The 17,382-nt window shown below is 51.5% G+C and carries 15 protein-coding genes and 1 tRNA gene; 9 read left to right on the forward strand and 7 right to left on the reverse strand.

Going from position 1 to position 17,382, the window contains the following annotated elements:
- The 4 genes from lptB to ruvX form a co-directional block, all read left to right on the forward strand.
- The coding region (gene lptB / locus KKF06_00580; GenBank protein MBU1616263.1) for an LPS export ABC transporter ATP-binding protein at window positions 1-597 on the forward strand (597 nt) is incomplete at its 5' end.
- A 1-nt stretch (window position 598) separates the two neighbouring features.
- Window positions 599-1,687: an LptF/LptG family permease gene (locus KKF06_00585; protein ID MBU1616264.1), complete on the forward strand. Its 1,089-nt coding sequence runs from the start codon at window positions 599-601 to the stop codon at window positions 1,685-1,687.
- Entirely contained in the window at window positions 1,687-2,718 is a 1,032-nt protein-coding gene (locus tag KKF06_00590; GenBank protein ID MBU1616265.1) for a DUF3084 domain-containing protein, read from the forward strand. Before KKF06_00585 ends, KKF06_00590 begins: the two co-directional genes overlap by 1 nt.
- On the forward strand, window positions 2,715-3,107 hold the full coding sequence (gene ruvX / locus KKF06_00595; GenBank protein MBU1616266.1) for a Holliday junction resolvase RuvX: 393 nt from the start codon (window positions 2,715-2,717) through the stop codon (window positions 3,105-3,107). Before KKF06_00590 ends, ruvX begins: the two co-directional genes overlap by 4 nt.
- Here ruvX and rlmD read toward each other — a convergent pair.
- Entirely contained in the window at window positions 3,097-4,365 is a 1,269-nt protein-coding gene (gene rlmD, locus KKF06_00600; GenBank protein MBU1616267.1) for a 23S rRNA (uracil(1939)-C(5))-methyltransferase RlmD, read from the reverse strand. The two genes, ruvX and rlmD, sit on opposite strands and share 11 nt — an antisense overlap.
- Window positions 4,366-4,442: 77 nt before the next feature.
- Between rlmD and KKF06_00605 the strand changes: the two genes are divergently transcribed.
- Window positions 4,443-5,450 carry a hypothetical protein gene (locus KKF06_00605; GenBank protein ID MBU1616268.1) on the forward strand — a complete coding sequence of 336 codons (1,008 nt, stop codon included), beginning with the start codon at window positions 4,443-4,445 and terminating at the stop codon, window positions 5,448-5,450.
- 51 nt (window positions 5,451-5,501) lie between these two features.
- Complete coding sequence (locus KKF06_00610; GenBank protein ID MBU1616269.1) at window positions 5,502-7,673, forward strand: HD domain-containing protein; 2,172 nt, start codon at window positions 5,502-5,504, stop codon at window positions 7,671-7,673.
- Here the strand turns inward: KKF06_00610 and polA are convergent.
- Window positions 7,670-10,354 carry a DNA polymerase I gene (gene polA / locus KKF06_00615; protein ID MBU1616270.1) on the reverse strand — a complete coding sequence of 895 codons (2,685 nt, stop codon included), beginning with the start codon at window positions 10,352-10,354 and terminating at the stop codon, window positions 7,670-7,672. The two genes, KKF06_00610 and polA, sit on opposite strands and share 4 nt — an antisense overlap.
- 109 nt (window positions 10,355-10,463) lie before the next feature.
- Between polA and KKF06_00620 the strand changes: the two genes are divergently transcribed.
- Window positions 10,464-10,988, forward strand: coding sequence for a hypothetical protein (locus tag KKF06_00620; GenBank protein MBU1616271.1), 525 nt, complete (start codon window positions 10,464-10,466; stop codon window positions 10,986-10,988).
- Window positions 10,989-11,220: 232 nt separating this feature from the next.
- Here the strand turns inward: KKF06_00620 and KKF06_00625 are convergent, their stop codons facing one another.
- A complete protein-coding gene (locus KKF06_00625) occupies window positions 11,221-11,586 on the reverse strand; it encodes a hypothetical protein (protein MBU1616272.1) in 366 nt (121 codons plus the stop codon).
- A 150-nt stretch (window positions 11,587-11,736) separates the two neighbouring features.
- Between KKF06_00625 and KKF06_00630 the strand changes: the two genes are divergently transcribed.
- Entirely contained in the window at window positions 11,737-11,943 is a 207-nt protein-coding gene (locus tag KKF06_00630) for a Com family DNA-binding transcriptional regulator (GenBank protein MBU1616273.1), read from the forward strand.
- A gap of 89 nt (window positions 11,944-12,032) precedes the next feature.
- Here KKF06_00630 and eno read toward each other — a convergent pair whose 3' ends face one another.
- Window positions 12,033-13,367, reverse strand: coding sequence for a phosphopyruvate hydratase (gene eno, locus KKF06_00635; protein ID MBU1616274.1), 1,335 nt, complete (start codon window positions 13,365-13,367; stop codon window positions 12,033-12,035).
- A 300-nt stretch (window positions 13,368-13,667) separates the two neighbouring features.
- Window positions 13,668-13,740 (reverse strand) — tRNA-Gly (locus KKF06_00640).
- Window positions 13,741-13,809: 69 nt separating this feature from the next.
- On the opposite strand from KKF06_00640, the gene gpmI reads away from it, so the two are divergent.
- Window positions 13,810-15,444: a 2,3-bisphosphoglycerate-independent phosphoglycerate mutase gene (gene gpmI / locus KKF06_00645; protein ID MBU1616275.1), complete on the forward strand. Its 1,635-nt coding sequence runs from the start codon at window positions 13,810-13,812 to the stop codon at window positions 15,442-15,444.
- On the opposite strand, the gene lpdA is transcribed toward gpmI, so the two are convergent.
- Window positions 15,441-16,772 carry a dihydrolipoyl dehydrogenase gene (lpdA, locus tag KKF06_00650; protein MBU1616276.1) on the reverse strand — a complete coding sequence of 444 codons (1,332 nt, stop codon included), beginning with the start codon at window positions 16,770-16,772 and terminating at the stop codon, window positions 15,441-15,443. The genes gpmI and lpdA overlap by 4 nt on opposite strands.
- On the reverse strand, window positions 16,762-17,379 hold the full coding sequence (locus KKF06_00655; protein ID MBU1616277.1) for a TatD family nuclease-associated radical SAM protein: 618 nt from the start codon (window positions 17,377-17,379) through the stop codon (window positions 16,762-16,764). The genes lpdA and KKF06_00655 overlap by 11 nt, the downstream gene beginning before the upstream one ends.
- Window positions 17,380-17,382 lie beyond the last annotated feature (3 nt).

The following is a 17,382-nucleotide window of genomic DNA, read 5'->3' on the forward strand; positions in this document are numbered from 1 at the left end:
ACAACTTTTTATATGGTCGTCGGCCTGGTCAGGCCAAACGCCGGAAGGGTTTACCTTGGCGATCACGACATAACTTATTTCCCGATGCACCAGCGCTCGAAGATGGGGATCGGTTATCTGCCGCAGGAACAGTCGATCTTCCGCAAATTGACCGTCGAAGAAAACATCTTTGTTCTCTGGGAGCTGATGCCGGAGATCCCTAAAAAAGAGTATGAAGAGCGGCTGGTCAAATTGCTTGATGAGCTTGGGATCACCCATCTGCGCAAGCAAAAAGCTTATTCTCTTTCCGGCGGCGAACAGCGCAGGGCGGAGATCGCCCGGGCCCTGTCGACCAATCCGCAATTCCTTCTGCTGGATGAGCCGTTCACCGGGATCGACCCGAAAACCATTACCGATCTCCAGGAGATCATTAACCGGCTCAAACAAAAAGGGATAGGCATCCTGATCACCGACCACAATGTCCGGGAAACCCTGGCGATCACCGACCGGGCTTATATTGTCCATAAGGGAGAGGTCCTCGTTTCCGGTAATTCCAAAGAAGTGGCGGCCAACCCCGAGGCGAAAAAGTTTTACCTCGGCGACGAGTTCCAGTTGTAGAATGTTCAAGATAATCGACCGTTATATTTTCCGCGAATTGTTCGAGCCGTTCTTTTTTGGCCTGGGGGCGTTTACCGCCATCCTTTCGGCTTCAATGATCCTTTTTGATCTGGTCCGGGCGGTGGTATTAAAGGGGATGCCGTTGATCGTTGCCCTTCAGCTCTTTGTTTTTAAGCTTCCCGCGATCATTATTATTATTTTCCCGATGGCGACTTTGCTGGGGGCTATCCTCGCTTTTTCCCGCCTGTCGCACGACTCTGAGATCATCGCTTTCCGCGCTTCCGGCGTTTCGCTCTATCGCTTGATCGTGCCGGTCGCCGCGCTCGGTTTGCTGGTCGCTTTTACTAATCTGGCTTTTTCCGAGATCGTTGTCCCGGAAGCGAATAAAGCGGCCAAGAACCTGGTGATCCAGGCGTCGGTCCAGACCAAACCGAAGTTCCAGAAGAACGTCTTTGTGCCGGAGCTCGAAAAAGGGGAGTTGCGCCGGATCTTTTATGCCGAATCGATCGAAGGGGGGACGATGACCGGGGTGATCGTCCAGGAATTTGCCGGCGGCAAACTGGTCCAGCTGATCAACGCCGCCCGGGCGATGTGGCAGGGGGACAAAAACCAATGGCTTTTTGAGCAGGGGACGATCTATCTTCTGGAAGACGGAGAATACAAACACCTGATCAAATTTAAAGAACAGTTGATCTCGATCAAATATACCCCGGCCGACTTTTTTACCGAAGAGCGTAATCCTGACGACATGACCATGCGGCAAATGCGCGACTATATCGGCCTGAAACAAAAAATGGGGACCGACGTCACCAGCCTGACCATCCAGCTTTACATGAAAATGGCGATCCCGTTCGCTTCGCTGGTCTTTGCCCTGCTCGGGGCGCCGCTCGGGATCTCACCGCGCCGGGCATCAGGCTCGGTCGGGCTTGGCCTCTCGATCATTGTCATCTTTTTCTATTACATCGCGACCTTCCTTTCCATGTCGCTTGGCGAGATGAAGCTTTTTACTCCCCTGTTTGCCGCCTGGGCCCCGAACGTCGTGACCGGCGGGGTCGCCTGGTACATTTTGAAAAAAGCGTCGGAGAAATAATGGTTTTTATCGCGCAGATCGTTATTCTTCTGGTCCTGGTTGGCGGCGTGGTCGCCTACATCGGGAACCTGGTCGGCAAGTCGATCGGCAAGCGGCGGCTGACCCTGCTAAACCTCCGGCCGCGCCATACCGCCATGACGATCACCGTTATTTCCGGCAGCCTGATCGCTTTATTTACTTTTTTAATTGTTATTGCAATTTCACAGGATGCCCGGACCGCGATCTTAGGGTTGGAGCGGCTCAAGGGGGTGGTTGACCGGAAAAATCTGGAGGTTAAGGCGGCCAACCGGGCGCTGATTGACCTCAACAAAGAACTTGAGGTCAAAAGGGGGCAGCAGAAAGAGCTGGAAGAAAAACTGACGACCGCCAAAAAGGAGATCACCGCTTTGCAGGCGGCCCGAATGAAACTTTCCCAGGAGGTCAAGACGACAAGACAGGGGCAGCTCTTATTCAAGAACGGAGATGTGATCAGCATCTCTTTGATCCAGGCTGGCCCGGACCGCGAGAAGCTCGACGATGGCTTACGGCGGATCATTGCTGGAGCTGACCTTGAACTAATGGCGATGGGGATCAAGACCAAGGATGGGGTGATCGCCGTTCCACCGGAAGAGTTTGACGAAGCGCTTGATTCTCTGGCCGGGAAAGATGGGGGTTATATTGTCAAATTAATCGCCGGCCGGAACATTCTCTGGGGAGAGAAGGTCCCGGCCAGTTTTGATTTTGAGCCAAACCGGCTGATCTTTGCCAGCGGGGCGGAGATCGGCCAGCGGGATATCCCGCTGGGGCTTTCGGATGAACAGGTCCAGCAGGAGATCATGTCCTTGCTTAAAACGGTCCACCTTTTGGCCCGGAGTTCCGGGATCATTCCCGATAATACCGGGTCGATCGGCAGCCTTCCTTATTCTCAGATCTTTGAGCTGGCCAAAAAGATCAGAGCGGGCAAAAAAACAGTTACGCTTAAAGTCGTTGCCAAAAAAGATATCTTTACCGTCGGACCGCTTGAAGTGGACTTCAAAACGGAGGGGAAATGATCCTGGCGATCGATCCCGGAAAAGATAAATGCGGCCTGGCCGCCATTGATAACGCCAAACAGGCCAGCGAAAAAAAAGTAGTTTCCCGCCAGGCGGCGGTCGGCGAAATTCAGGAGATGTTCCGCAGATACGCTCCTTTTGCGGTAGTGATCGGCAAAAGCGCCGAAGGGAAAAAACTTCAAAAAGAGCTTTCCGCCGCCGGGTTGGTATCGACGGCGGTTTCCGAAAAGAATTCCACCAGAGAAGCAAGGACCCGCTACTGGGAAGAGAACCGGCCAACCGGTTGGATCAGATTTATTCCGACGACTTTCCGCGTGCCGCCGGTCCCGGTCGATGATCATGCCGCGGTGATAATTGGGGAGCGGTATCTGGCGTCAATTAACGAGTAAGAAGCAGAATGTTTTCCAGGTGCGGGGTGTGGGGGAACATGTCGAGCGGCTGGCAGCGGTTGACCCGATAACCAAAAACCTTAAATTTTTCCAGGTCATCTTTTTGCGTCCGCGGATTACAGGAAACGTAGACCAGCTTTGTCGGCTTCAATTCACCCAACTTCCTGATCACCTTTTTATGCAGCCCCGGCCTTGGCGGATCAACCACGACGACCTCGACTTTCCCCTCAAAAGAGGGGAAAACATCTTCAGCCCGTCCGGCAGTCGCCGAATAATTACCGATCCCGTTCAGTTGGGCGTTTTCCAGAGAGAGCGCGGCTGCGGCGGCGTCTTCCTCGAAGCCGATGACTTTTTTGGCTTTATCTGCCAGTGAAAGTCCGATACTGCCAGTTCCGGAGTAAAGATCGAGAATTGTTTCACCACCTTGCAGGGCGAGAAATTCTGCCACGGTTTTAATAAGCCGCTCCGCTTGCTCAGGGTTGGTTTGAAAGAATGACTGGACCGGGATCTTGAAGCGGAGGCCGTTCAATTCATCAAAGTAGTGGTCCTGGCCGCGCGTCAACTGGATGTCGCCGACAGAGAGGTCGGCCGGCGAGCGGTTGATGCTCCAGGAGATCCCCGCGAGCTCATTTTGAAGTTCCTGCCAGAGGGGATCAAGCGGAAGAGGAGCACTTTCGTTAGTGAGAATATTTAAAATCATATTGGCGACCTTTTTTCCTTCCCGGATGACGGCGTGACGCAGGAGCCCGTCCGGGTGGGATCTAAGGTCATGTTTGACGGCAAAGGACTTTAGGTTGGCCATTAGGAAATTGCTCTTTTCAGAGAGGAGAAGACATTTTTCGAGGTCAAGGATTCCGCTCCGCCCGCGGCGCAGGCCAAGGGTGTAATTTTCCCCAAAGGCAAAATCCATCCGGTTCCGGAAATAGTATTGTTTTGGCGATGGGACGATCTGTTCGCTCTCGCCGAAAAGCGACTGGATCAACGCTTCCTTGTGCCGGAGCTGGGCGGGATAATTTAAGCCTTGCCAGGGACAGCCCCCGCAATAGCCGGCGTAAGGGCAGGGAGGGGTGATCCGGTCGGGTGATGGCTCAATGATCTCAATGATCTCGGCCAGCTTTTTGCTTCGGCTGATCACGTTGACCGCCAGCCGGTCCCCCGGATAAGCGAATGGGACGGTTAAGAGGGAAGTCTTATTCTCCCGCTGGCCGACCCCTTTCCCTTTGGGGTCAAAGCTTTTGATAACAAGGGTTTCAAGCATTTGCAGTATTATAGCCTACTTTAAGAAGATCGGTGAAATATTCCCCGTTTTTTGTCGATAAATATCAAGGAGAAGAGATGAATACCATTGAATCGCACATTTTAAGCTTACGGGTCATTAATGCCGCTTTGCGGCCAAAAACCCCCAATCCAAAAGTTATCCGTGCCGCGATGCGCTGCGTGGCCGACCCGATCGCCCACCTTGCGGGGCGGGAAGCGGACCAGTTCGCCGCTTTGGTAGCGCGCGATTCCAATGGCGCGCTCCAGGTTTTAAGAGATCGTTCCGGCGCGCTGGTCTCCCGTTATACCAAGGAATTCGCGCAGGAAGAGTTCCGGGTCGACCCCCCTCATTTATTTGCCGACCAGACCGGTAAAATGCTGGTCGCTAAAAAAGTCTCACCAGAACAATTTATCCTCTGGCAGGATGAAGGGCCTGTGCCGCTCCACCCGGCCAATGAAATTTCCGGATCATTATTGATGTCGGCGCTTGGCGCGCCTAGTTACGACTCCATGACCCGGGGGAGAGAATACGAATATTTTGGCTATCTGCCGGGGATCGATCTGGCTTCGGCCAAGGAAAACGGCTTGCTGGCCGAGATCGAAAGCAAGCCCGAGCTCCGCCAGAAACTGCTTTTTAGCGTTGGGATCGCGCTGGCCCAGGCGTACATTATCGGCGCCAGGGACCGGTTCGGTGGAATAAGGTTTAATCTGGCCCTTCTTGAATCGGCGAAAATAGACGAGGTCAAGACCGGACAAAAAGTTGTATGCCAGAACATTGACCTTTCTTCCGCTCTAGATCAAAGGGTGTTTGACCGTGGATTGGTTAATTTTTGGAACGCGTTCTCGCTTTATGCCCCAGTTTCGTTTAGAAAACAGGAGAGTATTTATGGCTTAAACAGCTCTATTTTACAGGGCTTTCTTTCTGGTTATCGGCTGGTCCAAGATCATTTTCGGCTGAATCAGGGACGGTCGTCAGACTTGATCCGGAGCAATGCCGGGAAAAAAGCGGACCTGATCTTTGCCAACCTGCAACTGCCGCCGGCTGAGCTTGAAGCGGCAACCGTCAGGTACCAATCCGAAAAATAGCCTTATTACTGAAATCCCCTCCTCTTGTTAGCGATAAAATGTAGGTCATTTATGAGAATTCCAAAAACCGGAAAACAATTGAACATTCCTTTTCCTCCAGGCCCTTCCCCGGCCGGCCGGAGCGCTGCCCTGGTCTTGTGCCGTGAGATCCGCTCTTCAGCAACACCCAACTGGTTTAAATATTTAACCGCGAACCTGCTTGGCCGCGATTTTTCGGTGATGAACCGTGCTTTAGTCCTGTGCCGGCGTGAACTACAAGGGTTGATGAGCGGTTCTTCCGAGCCGGAAAGGCGCCTGCTTGAGGATGCTTTTTTGCTTGCCTGGCGAGCGCACAATGGGCAGTTTCGCAAAAGCGGCGAACCATACATCGTTCACGTGATGGAGACGGCGAAGATCGTCAAGCGTTGGGGGTTGGGAGCCGAAGAAGTGGCGGCGGCTCTTCTCCATGACGTGATCGAAGATGGCTATCTCTCTGGTAATAACATTACTAAAGAAGAGCTTGGAAACCTTATTACCGAGGGGGTCGCTAAACTGGTCGACGGCATTACCGAGTTGGGGAAAGAACCGGATTATGTAGGGAAGAAACCCTCCAAAGAATATATCATGCGCAAGCTTCTTGACGCCGCTTCCTTGGATCTAGCGGTGCTGATCATCAAATTCGCCGACCGGCTTCATAATATGCGGACGCTCGCCTACACGCATAGCGCTTCGGCCAAGAAAAAAGCGGCGGAAACCCTTTACGTTTACAGCCGGATCGCCGATATTTTAGGGATCTGGACTTTGAAGCGCAATTTTGAAGATTTAGCCTACAAATATCTTGAGCCGGAAAACTTTTACGCGATTAGGGAATATCGGGACGCTATTGTCAGGGAAAGCGAACCTCGGGTCAAAGAGATAATGGCCGATATTGAGAGGGCGCTGGCTGAACATGGTATAGCCGGAATAGTAAGGCTGGAAATCAGAGGGGTCTTTGAGCTTTACCAGCGGTTCGAACTGAGGGGCAAAAAATTGACCGATATCGCGGCTGACGATATCTGGAGAGTTGTTGTAATCGTGCCAAGTGAAAAAAATTATGGTTGTTATCTGGCGATGGGAATAATTCATGGCGTATATCACCCGGCCCAGAACCAGAAGATCGAAGACCATTTGAATGAAGCCCGTCCTAACGGGCATCGTTTTTTACACACTTATGTTCAAGTCCCTGGCGGGCAGCTTTTGATCCAGATCAGGGATACAGTAATGTACAGAGAATATCACGGGGGGGTCCTGGCAAGCGTCAGCAAAGACCGAGATTGGCACGGACTGAACCGGCGCTGGCTGGAGGCGCTGCGGAAGCACCTGGAGAGCGAATACCGCTTGAGCGATGACGACATTTACAGGATCATTGCCGCCGAAAGCGTGCCGATCACCGTTTACACTCCGAATCGCGGGCGGCCTTTGCCGTTCCCGCAGGGGGCGACCGCGCTTGATTTCGCTTTCCATTTAAGACCTGAAGGGGCACTGCACGCGGTCAGCGCTGAGATAAACGGCTGCCGGGGGGAGTCGCTCTTTACGCCGCTAAAGGACGGTGACCGGGTTTATATCAAAATTGACCCGAAAGCGGCGCCGGAGTTGAATTGGCTGGAACATGTTAGAACCCCTGAAGCGGCCCAGGCGATCAGGAATTTTCTGGCCGATCTGCCGGAAAATGAGATGATGGGGAACGCTTTGTTTTATTTGCGCGGCAAGCTTAGAGAATATTATCTTCCGGTGAAAGCTTTTATGGTATCCAAATATTTTGGGGCATTCCTGCGAGAAAATGGCTACGATTCCTGGTCGGATTTTTTAAAGAGGATCGGGTTAGGGGAGATGAGGGACCTGTCTTCCCTGCTAGCCGCATTTATGGATGAGTACAGTGCTTTGATCAAAACCGGTTCCTCCCGGAAGAATCCGATCGGTTTTGAGATTGTCGGCCAGGACGAACCGGGCTTTATCGGCAAGATAACCGGCCAATTAGCAAAGTGCGGAATGAACATCGCCTATAGTTATTCCAGGACCGAGGTTATAAACGGCAGGGAAATGGGAGTAGTCACTTTAGTGGTGAAAGGGGTAGGGGGGGACGCTGGGGAGATCCAAAAAATGCAAATTGCCGCGACCCTTCACTTTACAGAAGGGATCATCAATTTTATAGAGCTGTCGCCGGAGGAGATAGGGCGGCTGGAAAAAACATTAAAGGGGGGTTAACCCTTAGCCTCCGCCCAGTTCTTTCCCGCGCCGATATCAACCTTCACCGGAACGCTCAATTTGACCGCGTTTTCCATCTCCTGGACCACTATTTTTTTGACCGTATCCGCTTCTTCTGCCGGGCATTCAAACACCAATTCGTCATGCACTTGCATAATCATTTTGGCCTTCAAGTTGTGCGTTGTTAGTTGTTGGTTGGTAGTTATCATCGCCAGCTTGATCAGGTCGGCCGCGCTCCCCTGGACTGGGGTGTTGATCGCCATCCGTTCCGTTGCCGAGCGGAGTCCGGCGTTCGGGCTGTTAATATCGGGGACCGGGCGCTTGCGCCCCAGCATTGTCGTGACGTAGCCGTTTTCTTTGGCCTCTTTGATCGTTTTATCAATAAAGGCCTTGACCCCCTGATGTTTAGCGAAGTAGCGTTCAATTATGCCGGCCGCTTCGGGTCGTTTAACCTTCAGCTGTTTGGCCAGTCCAAAGTCAGAGATGCCGTAGATGATGCCAAAATTGACAGTTTTGGCGTCGGCACGTGAGATGCCGAGCTCGTCGGCGGTCCGCTGGTGGATATCGGTCCCTTGATTGAACGCCTCCAGCAGGACCGGGTCAGAGCTCAAGTGGGCAAGGACCCGAAGTTCGATCTGGGAATAATCGGCTGCCAGGATCAGCCGATCGGTTTTTTCCGGAATAAAGACGGAGCGGAGCCTTTTTCCCCAGTCGCCGCGGGCCGGGATGTTCTGAAGGTTGGGATCGGAGCTGGAGAGCCGACCGGTAGCGGTAATTGTCTGGTTAAATGAGCTGTGGATCCGCCCGGTCCTGGCGTTTACCAGGGTCGGTAAAACATCGATATAGGTATTTTTAAGCTTGGTCAGCTGGCGGTAGTCGATCAATTTTTCGGCGATCTCGAACTTCCGGGCCGCCAGTTCTTCCAAGACCTCGAAGTCGGTTGACGGGCCGGTCTTCCCTTTCTTGATCACCGGGAGCATTAGTTTGGTGAAGAGGATCTGGGCCAATTGTTTAGTCGAGTTGATATTGAAAACTTCGCCGGCGATAGCGTGAATATGCTGTTCCAGTTCTTTTAATTCCTTTTCGATCTCTGCCGCCTGCTCGGCCAGCAGGCCGGCATCGATTTTGACCCCGGTCTCTTCCATTTTGATCAGGACGGCGAGAAGCGGCATTTCCACCTCGTTAAATAAGCTTTCCAGCTTCTGGCCTTTTAGCGCGAGCTTGAAGATCTCATAAAGACCAAAGGTCGCTTCGGCGTCGCTGGCGGCATAGTCGGTAGCTATTTCGACCGGGACCTCGGCAAAGCCGGCATATTTCCCATCTTTGCCGATCAGTTCCATCAATTCGATCATTTCCCGGCCGAGGAACTGTTTGGCCAGGATCTTGAGCCCAAGCTTGCCGCTGGTCGGATCGATCAGGTAGGCGGCGACCATGGTATCGAAGAGGGGGCCGGCAACTTCTATGCCGTGATTGTTCATGACCTCAATGTCGTATTTCAAATTATGGCCGATCTTGAGCTTGTTTGAGAGAAAGAGCGGCTTAAGTATTTCCAAGGTGGGGCGCAGGGCCAGCCCGTGTCCAAGCGGAAGATAGTAGGCCTGCTTGCTCTCGCAGGAGAAAGATATTCCGACCAGCTCCGCTTCAAAAGTATTCAGGCTGGTCGTCTCTACGTCAAAAGCAAAAGCTTCGGCCTGGCCTAAGGTTTTGATCATTTGCTCGAGCGTTGGCTCGTCCTTGACGCAGGTGAAATTAAATTTGGCGATCTCTTCCCGCTTGCGTTCCATGACTTTTTCCGGCTGGTAATTGACCAGTCCCTGGCTGTACTTTTTATAGAGAGTGCCAAATTCGAATTTATTGAAGACCGGCAGGACCTTTTCCCAATCGACCGGGGCCCGGCGGCTTTGTTCAAAATCGATATGGATCGGGGCGTTGGTGACGATCGTTCCGAGCCGGCGGCTCAAGTCGGCTAAAGAGCGGTTGTTCTTCAGGTTCTCTTGAAGGGCCGGTTTTTTTATTTTCTCGAGGTTGGCGTAAACTCCTTCCAGGGTCTTGTATTCTTTCAGAAGCTCGACCGCGGTCTTTTCTCCGACTTTTGGAACGCCGGGGATATTGTCCGAACTGTCTCCTTTGAGCGCCTTGTAGTCGATCAGCTGTTCCGGTTTTAAGCCGTCATAGCGCGCTTCAACCTCTTTTGGCCCATAGAGCACAGTGTCGGTAATCCCTTTTCTGGTGGCCAGAACTTTGATCTGGTCATTGACCAGCTGGAGAGGGTCTAGGTCCCCAGTCAAGATGGTGACGTCGTAACCTTTTTTCCCCGCTTCAACCGCCAGGGTGCCGATAATGTCGTCCCCCTCGTAGCCGGCCAGTTCGTAGATCGGGATGCCAAAAGCGGCCGCAACCTCTTTAACGTAGGGCATTTGTTCATGCAGGGTAGGGGGGGCTTTTTGCCGGGTCGCTTTATATTCTTTATATTCAGTATGTCTGAAGGTCGGTTCCGGCCGGTCAAAAGCGATGGCGACAAAATCCGGCTGGCTGTCGAGAACTTTGATCAGCATGGTGGTAAACCCATAAATAGCGTTGGTGGTAATGCCGGTCGTCGTCCGCATGGTATCGGGCAGGGCGTAAAAAGCCCGGTAAGCGAGCGAGTTTCCATCGATCAGGACGATGTGCTTGGTTGTCATTTCTCTATTATATGGGGGGAGAGGGGTTGGACGCAAGGTTTAATATGCTGTTGACAAACAAGAAGGACATGGTACTATTTGTGTGAGAGCAAAAGGAGATGAATGAAAAATGAAAAAATTATTGGGACTTTTGATAGCGGGACTATTTGTGTTTGTTATTGTTAGCAGTACTTCTGCTGCTCCAGCTAAACTATCTGTCAACAAAAATACAGTAAAAATCGGCTCACTGAAGCCTATCTCTCGGGTGTTCATAATAAAATTATTTTATTTTCATTCCGCTGGTATGCCTCATCTTGCCTTGGCCAATCAAAATGGGAATATTTGGGCAAAATCTTCCGATGAATCAGGGACAGTGCGAGGGTGGCTTGGTTTTAATGTGAAGACAGATGCTAGCGGTCGGGTTGTGATAAATATTCCAGCCGGGTACGCTCCTTATGATTGTTTTTTTCAGAATCCAATGCCTAATGATGATGAATGGTTAACTACAAGCTTATCCTCAATTAAAGTTTCACCATTTATTAATGAAGTTACACTTACTTCAAAAGTAGATGACCTTAGTTATAATATTGACATTCTCAGCAGATCAAGTTTCATTCCTAATGTTGAGCCTCCTACTACGCCTGAGGCTAATTGACAAGGTAAGAGTTAAAATAGCCGGTGGGGGCCGGGTTCGCCGGCTATTTTTTTATTGTACCTTCTTACCGCGGATAAATATTAAAAAATCTTGATTTATTTGTTTGCTGATTTTAGAAGAAAAAGTGTCCGGATATTATCAAGAAGAGGGTAAAATGCCCGGTAGGCGAGGGAATTCCCTTATTTATATGGGGGGAGGTCGCCAGGCGCAAGCCTATAAGTTGTATTGGTTGTTATTTCACCTTTTTATCCAGCAAATAACCGACTGGTACTGTCATTGCCAGCGCAATGAAGTAGCGCAGGCCGATTTCGATAAAATACCGGTTAAACGGCATTTTGGAAAGCGGAAGGAGAGCGATAAAATCCATTAGCCAGTTGACCGCCAACCAAACTATGCCTAAGATAAGTCCTTCTTTTAAATAGTCTTTTTCAACCTTAGCGAAATAAACGACAGTCAAAATCGCGCCAATCAGGGAAGCTTCGACAATCATGATCGTCTTGAAAAATGTTGGATCGGAGGTCATTAGTCCCATTAAAGGGATTGCGGTTACATAAGGGATCACCCAGAGGATCAAACCGTAGCCGATCATTCTCAACATAATAATGCCTCCTACTTTTTTCTAAAGGAATTGTATAGCAGTGGAAAAAAGAAAGCAAGGCAAATCATTAAATCCCCTGAAATTTCAAGGAAAGCCCCCCGATAACCATTTGTGAGCTATACAACCCCATAAAGAGGAGGATAGAGAGCTATGTTAAAAGATTTCAGATGTAAATTTTGCCATCGGTTGCTGGCCAAGGTTGGCGACGGCAGCCGGGTAGAGATCAAATGCCCAAAGTGCAAGACGATGAACCTTTACCAGGATGAAACTGTCATTGTTTACGAGATCCCCGAAAATAACGTTACCAAGAAGATCCTTGAGCGCGGCATTGTTAAGTACGACCTGGTTCAGGAATAATCCAACTTCTTTTTCAGCGACCAGAGCCTAAAAAAAAGGAGCCAGATCCGACGTGGCGGATCGGCTCCTTTTTTATTTTTACAGAGCAATTACTTCTTCGGATTGAATCCCGCTAAACCGATAAATTTCGCCTTTTCACCAAGTATTTCTTCGATCCTGAGCAGCTGGTTGTATTTGGCGACCCGCTCTGACCGGGCCGGGGCCCCCGTCTTGATCTGGCCGGAGTTGGTGGCGACCGCCAGGTCGGCGATCGTGGTATCCTCGGTCTCACCGCTCCGGTGGGAGGTCATATAAGTGTAGCCGGCATTTTTGGCGATCTCCATGGTATAAAGGGTTTCGGAAAGGGTGCCGATCTGGTTGAGTTTGATCAGAATAGAATTGGCAGTTTTGGCCTTGATCCCTTTTTTAAGGAATGTCGGGTTGGTGACGAAGAGATCGTCGCCGACCAGCTGGATCTTGCCGCCAAGCTTCTCGGTGAGGAGCTTCCAGCCGTCCCAGTCGGCTTCGGAACAGCCGTCTTCGATCGAGATGATCGGGTACTTGTTGCACCACTCGACATACATATTTACCATCTCTTCGGAAGAAAGGGCGCGTCCTTCGCTCTTGAGCTGGTATTTCCCATCTTTAAAAAACTCGCTGGAGGCTGGGTCGAGAGAAATGAAGACATCTTTGCCGGGAGCGTATCCGGCTTTTTCGATCGCTTCCATGATAACCTGAAGCGCTTCTTCGTTCTTGGTCAGCTTGGGGGCAAAACCACCCTCGTCACCGACGGTAGTTGCCAAGCCCCGGTCTTTCAGGACTTTTTTCAAGGTCTGGTAAACTTCGGCCCCGACCCGCAAAGCGTCAGAGAAAGAAGCGACTCCGGCGGGGGAGATCATAAATTCCTGAAGCTCAATGTTCCAACCGGCATGGGCGCCGCCGTTCATGACGTTCATGTTGGGAACAGGGAGGATGGTCGCGTTGTCTCCGCCGATATATTTGAATAGGGGGAGGCCGTATGATTTGGCTGCCGCCTGGGCCACGGCGAGAGAGACGCCGAGCAAAGCGTTGGCGCCAAGGTTGCTCTTGAATTCGGTCCCGTCGAGCTCAAGCATCAGGTTGTCGATCTTGAGCTGCTGGTGGGCTGGCATCCCGATCAGTTTCGGGGCGATCTTTTCGTTGATGTTCTTGACCGCGGTGTAGACCCCTTTGCCGCCGTAGCGTTTGTCGTCTTTATCGCGAAGCTCAAGCGCTTCGTTCGTTCCTGTCGAAGCGCCGGAAGGGACTGCCGCCCGGCCCAGGGTCCCGTCCTTTAAGATAACATCGACTTCGACCGTCGGATTCCCGCGGGAATCCATAATTTGCCGGCCAATTATTTTTTCGATCCTCGCCTTTGAAGTAGCCCTCTCACCGATAAAAAAATACTCTTCCGCTAATCTAACCATGATAAATCTCCTTTTCTTTTTTATTTTTGACTGTTTATTAGTCCAGCCAACATTTTTGATATCTCTTCGAGCTCTAAATAAAGCTTGCTTTGTTCCTGTTCGGAAATCATGTTCCTTAACCTTAATATATCCAAAATTCATGTGGGTACGTTTTGTTCATTATGAAAAAAAGGATTAAGAATTAAGATGAAGGATTAAGGAATAAATTTTGCTGGCTTTAATAAAATAATTACTATTTTCCTTGCCTTAATCCTCAATTCTTAATTCTTCATCTTAAATTTTGCGCCAGCAAAATTTATTAGCGGGAGACGAGGCTCGAACTCGCGACCCCGACCTTGGCAAGGTCGTGCTCTACCAACTGAGCTACTCCCGCATAATGCCAATGGACCTATTTTAACATGCCGGGCGGTATTTTTCAAAGTTTGCTATAATATCAAGTACTATGAGCAAAACCACTCCGGTCTATTTATGCATCCTCGACGGCTTCGCCATTGGCGAAAAGAGCCGGAAGAACGCGATCTACGATGCTATTGAACAGGGGAAAGCCCCTTTCATTAAAGAGCTATTCGAAAAACATCCATACTCCAAACTGGAGTGTTCCGGGCTGGCGGTCGGCCTGCCGGAGGGAACGATGGGGAATTCCGAGGTCAATCACCTTAATATGGGGGCGGGGCGGGTTGTCTACCAGTCGATCGAGCGGATCAACGTAGCGATCGAGGACGGAAGCTTTTTTACAAATGATGCGCTAATGGCTGCCGCCCGCAATGTAAAACAGAATGGCGGCGCCCTTCATTTAATGGGATTACTGCAGGGACACAGCGGGACGGTCCACGCCAGCATTAAACATCTCTTTGCTCTTTTAGAACTGGCTAAAAAGGAAGCGCTACGGGCCATTTATATCCATCTTTTTACCGACGGCCGCGACACTAACCCGAAGGCGGCGGGAGAGATCTATCTCAAGATGTTGGAAGATAAGATCGGGGAGCTGGGATTAGGTGATAGGGTGAAGATCGCCACGGTCATGGGAAGAGAATTGGCGATGGATCGTGATACCTCCTGGGACAAGACCTTGCTGGCGATGAAATGCTTGGTCAATGGGGTCGGTGATTATAAAACGGGGAGCGCCAGAGAAGCTATTGAAGGGTCATATTCGCGCGGCGAGACCGACGAGTTTATCCGCCCGACGGTCATTGGCGATTATCAAGGGATGGGACCGCAAGACTCGATCATCTACTTTAATTTCCGCCAGGACCGGACGATCCAGCTGACTGCCGCTTTTTGCGAGTCCGACAAGAAGTTCTTCAATTACAAAAAAGGGACCAAGCCGATCAGCGATCAAGCTTATGATCAAATCCAGGCTTTACGCGCTAAATTGCAACAGACGGTCTTTGTGGCGATGACCGAATATTACCATGGGGTTAACGCTTTGACCGCCTTTCCCGAGAAAGAGATTCCCGAAACGGTTGGGGAGACCGTTTCCAAAGCGGGGCTGACCCAGCTTCGTCTGGCCGGGCCAGAGAAATTCGCCCACGTTACCGGTTGGTTCTCCGGCCGCCGGAGCGACCCGTTCCCCGGCGAGGAGCGACACCTGGCCCAGGATATTTCGCTTAAAGAGCGGACCGAAGAAGGGAAGCATTACGACTGGGTCCCGGAGATGACCGCGTATCTTGAAACCGATTATTCTCTTAAAGCGATCGCCGAAAAAGAATACTCTTTGATCGTTCACAATTTCCAGAACGGCGATATGGTTGGCCACACCGGCAACCTGGCGGCCGCGACCGAGGCGATCGCCGATCTTTCTAAGTGTCTGGAAAAACTTGTTCCCGCCTGGTTGGCCAAAGGCGGTATTTTTATCATTACTGCCGATCATGGCAACGCTGATGAGATGAAGATGGAGAACAAGGGGAAAGAAGTGGTCAGCACCCAGCATTCGCTCAATCCGGTCCCACTTTGGGCCTTGGGAACAAAAGCTAAACTGAAGGAAAAAGGGATCATCCCCGATATCGGCGTGACCGTCCTTGCCCTGATGGGGTTGCCGGTCCCCAAAGCGATGACGGCTAATAGCTTGATCGTCTAATTGTTAATATGCAGCGCCCGCGCTAAGGCTGCTTCCGCCGCTTCCTGCATCCCTTCGGGGTATGAAGGATGGGCCTGGAAGGTCGCGCCAAACTGTTCAATGGATAAATTGTTTTTTATTGCCAGAGTTGCCATCCCGATCAGGGCGGTCGCTTCCGGGCCGATAATGTGAACTCCAAGGATCTTCCCGTTTTTATCGGCGACAAATTTGACGAACCCTTCGATCTCTCCCATTGCCTGGGCGATTCCGAGCGCTCCGAACGGGAATTTGCCGGTCTTGATATGGGGTTGGGTTGCCCGAGCTTCTTTTTCCGTCAAACCAACCCCGGCGATCTCCGGCTGGGTGTAGATGCCGTAGGGGACACAGTCGTAATTGTAGGTTCGGTTCCCTCCGAGGGCGTTCTCGGCGGCGATCATCCCCTGTTCATAGCCGACGTGGGCGAACTGCTTCAGGCTGACCAAATCGCCGACGGCGTAAATGCCGGGGAGACTGGTTTCCATCTTTTCGTTGACCCAGACCCGCTTCCCATCCAGCTTGAGCTTTAAGGTTTCAAGCCCCGCAAGGTTCGGAGTCCGTCCGACGCAGATCAGAGAAACATCGCCGGTCTCTTTCGGGTTGAAGAAAGTCCCCGTTTTGACCTCGACTTTTTTTCGCTTAAGGAGCCGTCTGGTCATGGCGACGATCTCATCGTCAACCCCTGGCAAGATCTCTGGTTGAGCTTCGTAGATGGTGACAGCGGTCCCCAGAGAGCTGTAGATCATGGCGAAATGGAGCCCGATCACCCCGCCGCCTATGATATCGAGCCGGGAGGGAGGGGAGGCGAGGTCCAGCGCTTCGTCACTGCAGATGAACTTTTTGCCGTCATGAGCTACGCCGGGGAGTGTGGCCGGGTGGGAGCCGGTGGCTAGGATTAACTTACAACTAACAACTGACAACTTACTACCGTCTGATTTCTCGACCTCGATTTTATCCGGTCCCAAGACTGTCCCTTTTCCTTTGATCAGCTCGATCCCGTTCTTTTCGATCAGTCCGGCTAATCCCTTTACCAATTTGGCAACGACTTCGTTCTTGCGGGCGACGACTTTAGTGAAATCTATGGAAATGTTTTGGGCGGAGAGTCCGAGGCTCTCGGCCTTCTGCATCCGCTCGTAAAAGTTGGTGCAGGCGATCAGCGCTTTGGTCGGGATGCACCCACGGTTGAGGCAGGTCCCGCCGACCTTCTCCTGCTCAATCAGGCCTACCCTGGCGCCGAGCTGGGCGGCCCGGATCGCGGCGGCGTAACCTCCCGGTCCGCCGCCCAAAATTGCCAGATCGAAGTTATTTGACATATTTCTCCTCATAATAGGTCCGAACCCGGAACTTAGCTTCCAGATTTTCGGCGATCTGTCGGCAAGCTTCAATATCTATTCCAGGCAAAGCAACGACCGAGGCCTCTACTTCCGGGATATATTTTTTTGCTTCTTTAATAAAGTCTAGCACTGCCTCGTAGCTTTTGTCACCCAGAGCGGGGAGGCAGACTTTGTTGTAGAGCCCGGCATTCTGGGCGTTCAGGCTGATCGACAGCGCGTCGACCAAGCCTTTGAGCTCCGGCAGGATATTTTTTCCCCAAAAGAGGTTGGCGGTCCCGTTAGTATCGATCCTGATTAGGGGAGGGGGACCAGGGGCCAGGGACCGGATAGCACTGGCGACCTCTTTGACGACGTCAAGCCGGATCAGTGGCTCGCCGTAGCCGCAAAAGACGATCTGCGGATATCTTTTCGGGTCGCCGATCGCCGCCATGATCTCTTCAACTGACGGCTCTTTTTCCAGCCAGAGCTCGTATTTCTGGTTAAAATCGCGGACCTTGTTCCGGATGCAGAAAGTGCACTCGTTGGTACAGCGGTTGGTGATGTTCAGGTAAAGGTTTTCCCCCACCGGATAAGCGATTGACTGCATGTT

Source organism: Candidatus Margulisiibacteriota bacterium (assembly GCA_018822365.1).
In the GTDB taxonomy this organism is placed as follows: Bacteria; Margulisbacteria; WOR-1; order O2-12-FULL-45-9; family XYB2-FULL-48-7; genus XYB2-FULL-45-9.